Source organism: Caballeronia sp. BR00000012568055 (genome assembly GCF_029439455.1).
Taxonomy (GTDB): Bacteria; Pseudomonadota; Gammaproteobacteria; order Burkholderiales; family Burkholderiaceae; genus Caballeronia.
In genome coordinates, this window is record NZ_JAQFVG010000067.1 from 1 (window position 1) to 5,941 (window position 5,941).

Annotated in this window: 5 protein-coding genes; all 5 read right to left on the reverse strand. The window is 58.2% G+C overall.

The window, feature by feature from the left end; all coding sequences use genetic code 11:
• Positions 1-385: 385 nt before the first annotated feature.
• A complete protein-coding gene (locus tag P7F28_RS04515) occupies positions 386-760 on the reverse strand; it encodes a DUF4148 domain-containing protein (protein ID WP_277183243.1) in 375 nt (124 codons plus the stop codon).
• 185 nt (positions 761-945) lie between these two features.
• Positions 946-1,515: a membrane integrity-associated transporter subunit PqiC gene (locus tag P7F28_RS04520; protein WP_277183247.1), complete on the reverse strand. Its 570-nt coding sequence runs from the start codon at positions 1,513-1,515 to the stop codon at positions 946-948.
• Positions 1,515-3,149 (reverse strand): intermembrane transport protein PqiB, encoded by a 1,635-nt coding sequence (locus P7F28_RS04525; RefSeq protein WP_277183244.1) that lies wholly within the window; start codon positions 3,147-3,149, stop codon positions 1,515-1,517. Before P7F28_RS04525 ends, P7F28_RS04520 begins: the two co-directional genes overlap by 1 nt.
• Positions 3,142-4,389, reverse strand: coding sequence for a paraquat-inducible protein A (locus P7F28_RS04530; protein WP_277183245.1), 1,248 nt, complete (start codon positions 4,387-4,389; stop codon positions 3,142-3,144). The genes P7F28_RS04525 and P7F28_RS04530 overlap by 8 nt, the downstream gene beginning before the upstream one ends.
• Positions 4,386-5,861: an efflux transporter outer membrane subunit gene (locus P7F28_RS04535; protein ID WP_277183246.1), complete on the reverse strand. Its 1,476-nt coding sequence runs from the start codon at positions 5,859-5,861 to the stop codon at positions 4,386-4,388. The genes P7F28_RS04530 and P7F28_RS04535 overlap by 4 nt, the downstream gene beginning before the upstream one ends.
• Positions 5,862-5,941 lie beyond the last annotated feature (80 nt).

Here is a 5,941-nt window from a genome sequence, read left to right on the forward strand (position 1 = left end):
CTCAACGTACTGACGATGATTAATCCATCCAAAGATGGATAAACCTTCCTCTGATACTTCGTGTGAGACTCTTGATACTTTTGCTATTACCGATCCAAAGACCGGCCGCACCCGCATCAAGCGCCCACACTTATCGACTGTTAGTTTTTAAAGAGCAATTGCCCAAGATTTCTTAGCGTTTTCGCTTCGTTTCTTGCGCGCCGTCATTCAACGGGAGGCGAATTATGACTGGCGGATGAACGCCTGGTCAACCCCCTTTCGCAAATTATTTTTAGGGAATTTTTTTGCCTAAAACTTAAGCGCGCTTAGCCAAATATCCGAAGCTGCTAAGAAAAGCAAGCTTTCGCTTAGCGACCGGTTTAGCGACCGAACTCAGCTGCCGAACTCAGCTGCCAAAGTAAGGCACGCAAAATTCCACCGGGCCGACGCATGCGTTGTCCATCGACTTCGAAGGCTTCCAGGAATTGTGCTGCATCGTGCCCGATGCCTCTGCGCCCGCGTGCGTGCCGCCATATGCTTGATTGGCTTGATTGGCCGGATTGGCTTGAGCCATCTCGTGTTGCGCAGCGACCTTGGCCTCAGCGGCCTGAATGTCTTGAGGATAGTTGGCGTCATCGCCGGAAGCAGTGGAATAGCCTGCGCGTTGGAGTTCTGCGAGTTCCGCTTTGACTTGCGCGCGCGTCAATGGCGCGTTCTGGCTTTGAGCAAATGCAAGCGCAGGCGATACAGCGATAGCGAACGAGACGAGAACCTTTGGCAATGGTCTTCATGATGTCGATACTCCGAGTGACAGGTTGATCGGACCGCATGCGATCCGTAAGTCTCACCGCTCTGGTTCGATGCTTTGCATGAACGCGGCGGCTTCGATTGGTTAACCCATCGACCTCGAAATCTATTCCCTTGCCGAAACTATCCTGCTCCACGAACGACCATTCGATATCCCAATCAATGTCTCATCTGCACGATCGCAGCTGCAATCTGTTTGCTCATCTCCGACACTGCACGGCTATGCGCCGCTGCAATCGCATCGAAGCCATCGCCGGTAGTTTGTTTGTGCACGACAGTGTGGCCGTCGAAGCGTGATGCGCCATCCGGTGCGCGTATGGTCCAGAGTGCGTCCAGCGTCACCGAATCGGCGGGCGTTGAATCGAAGCGCATCACATCGACTCGCACGGCATAGGCTTTGACGTCTGCGCCTTGCGGATAGATCGACACATTGTCCGATCCCAGCAAGCGCGACATATCCGCCGCCAGCGTACGCGCGATGTTTTCTTTAACCGGTTCACCCCAGCGCGCAAACTCGTTGATCGACACTTCATTGGGCGCACGACGCGTGACGATCTGCGGTTTATCGACGAGTTCGGGCACGGTCACCGGACCCACACTCACGCGCAAAGGCACAGTCGTTGAAAGACGTTCGAGCGTGGTGTCGGGACTCAGCGTATAGAACGATGACGTAGGCGAACTGCCGCATGCCGCCAGCGCGATCAACAAGAACACACCTGAAAGACGCATCACTTTTTATCCTCCGGCTTGCCGCGCAATAGTGCTTCCGGATGCTGCTCCAGATACTCCGCGAGATTGCGGAACGCAGCGGCGGTGCGCGACAGTTCTTTCATGGTCTCGGCAGCATTCGCCTGCAAGGGCGAGTCCGCCTGCATCATGCGAGTGGTGGTATTCAGCGCATCACGCGCGGCGGCGAGTGTGGCGCCTGCCTGCGGCGCGATCTGCGTATCGAGCGTAGAGACAAGCGCACGCGCTTGCTTGAGCGTGTCATTCAGATTCTGTCCGATGCTATCGAACGGCAGCTTATTGAGCTTCGTTACGAGCGCCTGAATCGAATCCTGCAGCGATTGCAGCCCGCCCGTTGCGGTGGGAAGTTCCGGCGGGTCCGCATTCCAAACGACCTTCGCCTTCGGCACGTTTTGGAAGAAGTCCACCGCAATATACTTTTGCCCCGTCAATATGCTTCCCGTACGAAGCTGGCCTCTGAAGCCATGTTCGACCATCCACTCGACAAGCTTACGTCTGTCATCCACAAGACGGCCGGCATTCGTGCCCGATTCGGCTCGCATCGAAAAGCGTTCGGGATAGAAGTTCACCCGCACCGGTATGCTGAATTCTTTTGTGGCCGGGTCGTAGCGCGTGTAGATGGCAGTGACTTCTCCCAGCACGATGCCGCGAAAATCGACTTCCGCGCCGACCGATAGACCTCGCACCGACTCCTTGAAATTGAACACATATGAATCGACGATACGGTCATGCCGCTTCATTGCCTCGATGCGCGTAGCGAACAGATTGAACACGGATTGCTCGGGCGCTTCCTTCGCGTCCTCGGCGGTGGATATGTCGGTCATGCCCGGGTTCGGCGCGGGCGTCTCGAATGCAAGACCGCCCACCAGTATCGATATCAAGGACTCCGTATCCATCTTCACGCCGGTCGAATCGAGCTTCACGTCTACGCCGCTTGCCTGCCAGAAGCGCGTGTTGAGCTTCACGTATTTGTCGTAAGGCGCGTTGATGAAGATATGCAGCGTGACGCCCATGCCGTCGGCATCGAGTTCATAGGATGTAATCTGTCCCACTTGCAAGCGGCGAAAATAGATCGGTGCGCCGACAGCGAGCGAACCCATCGTGTCGCTCTTGAGTACGAAGTCGCGGCCTGGCACATCAGCGGTAATCACGGGTGGCGATTCGAGGCCCGTGAAATCATGCCGCGTCGCCTTCTTCACGCCCAGATCCATACCGATATACGACCCCGCGAGCAACGTGCCCAGCCCCGACACCGTGCCGCCCGAAATGCGCGGGCGCACGACCCAGAAGCGCGTATCGTCAACGAGCATATCGCTGGCATCCTTTGCGAGATCCGCGCTTGCAATCACGCGTTTATGATCCGGCGACAACACCACACTCTTCACCGTGCCGATATCCACGTCCTTGTATTTAATCTTGGTCTTGCCCGCCTCCAGCCCTTCGCCGGTCTTGAAGCTGATGGTGATGGTCGGCCCTTTCTGCAAGATGGCCTGCGCCGCGAGCCATCCGCCGATCAACACGGCGATCAGCGGCACCAGCCAGATCAGCGAAAAGCCGAATCGCGAGCGGCGCGCGGGCAAAGCTTCGGGGAAGTCTCGATCTTGCTCTTCAGGCATGGTCGTCCTCTGCTGCATCCCAGATGAGGCGGGGATCGAAAGCCATCGCTGCAAGCATCGTCAGGACGACGACCGCGCCGAATGCGATGGCGGCCGCGCCCGCATGAATGGTCGCGAGCGCATTGAACTGAACCAGCGCGACGAGCACGGTGATGACGTAGATATCGAGCATGGACCAGCGTCCGACGAACTCGACGATGCGATAGATACGCGTACGCCGCACCGGTAGCCAGCGCGCGCGCATCTGCGTACTCAGCACCAACAAGGTCAGCGCGATGATCTTGAGCATCGGCACCGCGATGCTGGCGATAAACACGAGCACCGCAAGCGGCCACGAGCCCGAGGTCCATAAATAAGCCACGCCGCTCATGATGGTGTCCTTCTCGACGCCGAACAGCGAACTCGTGTTCATCACCGGCAGCACGTTCGCGGGGATATACAAGACCATCGCGGCGATCAGCAACGCCCATGTACGTGAGATGGAATTCGGCTTGCGGAAATGCAGCATCGAATGACAACGCGGACAACGTCCCGCGTGCGCGTGCGGCGATGCCTTCGAGATGAGCGCGCAATCGTGACACACGAAAAGTCCCGCTTTTGCAGCCGTTTTCGCGTGAACGTTCAGATCGAACGATGATCGGCGTGGCTCGATACGCGCCCATGCCACACGCGGATCGAACGATGCGGAGGCGCCAGAGATAAGCAGCATCACCGCACCGAACGCAAACAGGGATAGTCCCGGCACGACCTTGGCAATGGCCGCGAGCTTCACCAATGCAACGAGAAAGCCGAGTATCAGCACTTCCGTCATGCCCCACGGACGCACAGCGTGCAATGCGCGAAACGCAGCACGTCCGCCACGCGGCACACGGTTCATCGTAAGCGGCAACAGCAGATAAACCATCGCGCACATTTCAGCGAGCGGCATCAGAAACGAAGTCGCTAAGACGAGTCCCGCGAGCGGCCAGACGCCTTGCGAATACAGCATCTTTACCGCGCCAAGCAAGGTAGTTTCAACAAGATTACCGCTGACATCCAGACCCACAATAGGAAATGCGTTAGCAATGCCAAACATCACCAATCCGCCGAGCGTGCATGCGAGCGCACGATTCAATCCATCCGGACGATTGCGATAAAGCTGCGCCCCGCAACGCGCACAACGCGCAGAACCGCCGATGCGCAGCGCGGTTTCCCGCTGCAACAGATCGCATTCGTGGCAGGCAATCAATCGCGCGATCATGGCGATGCTGCCTTCTCCGAAGCCGACGCAGGCGCAGGCGCGCCGTTCTCGCCGTAGACCACCGCGGTCTTTTGCTCCGCATCCGTGACCCAGCCGCCGCCCATCGCCTTGTATAGCGATACCACCGATGCAAGCGCCGCGCCCTGCGTCTGCGTATAAGAAAGTTGCGACTGAAACAGGCTGCGCTCCGCATCGAGCACTTCGAGGTAGCTCGAATAACCGCCCTCGTAACGCAGCCGCGCGAGATGTGCGTACGTGCGCAGCGCATCGACCTGACGGCCCTGCACGTCGCGTGCTTGGCGCGTTTTCTGCAGCGTGATGAGAGAGTCGTCCACGTCCTGAAACGCAACCTGTATGGCCTTTTCATACGTAAATAATGCTTGTTGCTGCGCGGCCTCCGCCGCCTTCACCTGACCGCTGATACCGCCCGCCGTAAAGATCGGCTGCGTCACCGCGCCTGCGAACGACCACACACGCGACGGTCCCTTGAAGAGTTGCGAGAATTGCGTGCTTTGCGCACCGAACAGTCCCGTCAGCGATATCTGCGGAAAATACAGCGCACGTGCCGCGCCAATCTGCGCATTCGCTGCGATCAGATCCTGTTCGGCCTGCCGCAAATCGGGCCTTCGCGTAAGCAGATCGGAGGGCAATCCCGCAGGCACTTGCGGTGTCGCAAGATCGTCGAGTTCGCGATCGCGTTTGATGGGCTGCGGATTGCGTCCGAGCAGGATCGACATTGCGTTTTCCTGCGTGGCGATCTGCTGTTCGAGTTGCGGAATGGTCGCGAGCGCAGCCTCATATTCGGACTGCGCCTGCGCCAGTTCCATCTGCGAAACTTCACCGTATGTAAAGCGCAGATTGAACACTTTGACCGATTCCTCACGGCTGCGCACCGTCTGATTCGCAATCTCCATCTGCCTGTCCAGCGACACGAGATTGATATAAGTCGATGCCACCGATGCCACCAGCGAGAGAATCGTCGCGCGCCGCCCTTCTTCGCTCGACAGCAGGTTCGCGCGCGCCGCTTCGGTCTCACGCCGCAAGCGCCCAAATACATCGATTTCCCACGACGCATTCAACGCAAGCTGATACTGATTCACCACATTGCCAACGCCCGGCGGCAGAATCGTCGATCCGGTCGGCACGCGTTCACGTCCCGCGCTGGCATTCGCGCCGATCTGCGGAAAGAGCTGCGAACGCGTAGTTTGAAACTGTCCGAGAAACTGATCGACACGCGCCGCCGCAACCTTCACGTCCTTGTTTTCCTGCAACGCGATATCGATGAGATCGTTCAGTGCAGGATCGTTGAACTGCTGCCACCACGGCGTATTCGCAATCTCCTTCGCCTGTGGTTCGGCGAAGCGAAAGTCAGCGGGCACGTCCACTTTCGGCCGCTCGTAATTCGGCCCGAGCAGACAGCCGCCGAGCATCAGCAAAGCAAGAAGAGCCGGCACATGAAGGGGCGCGCGCATATCAGTGCTCCCCCGGTTGCACCGACGCGCTTGCACTCGGCGCATCGTCCTTCTTCTTGCTCATCTTCTCGCTGAACGAT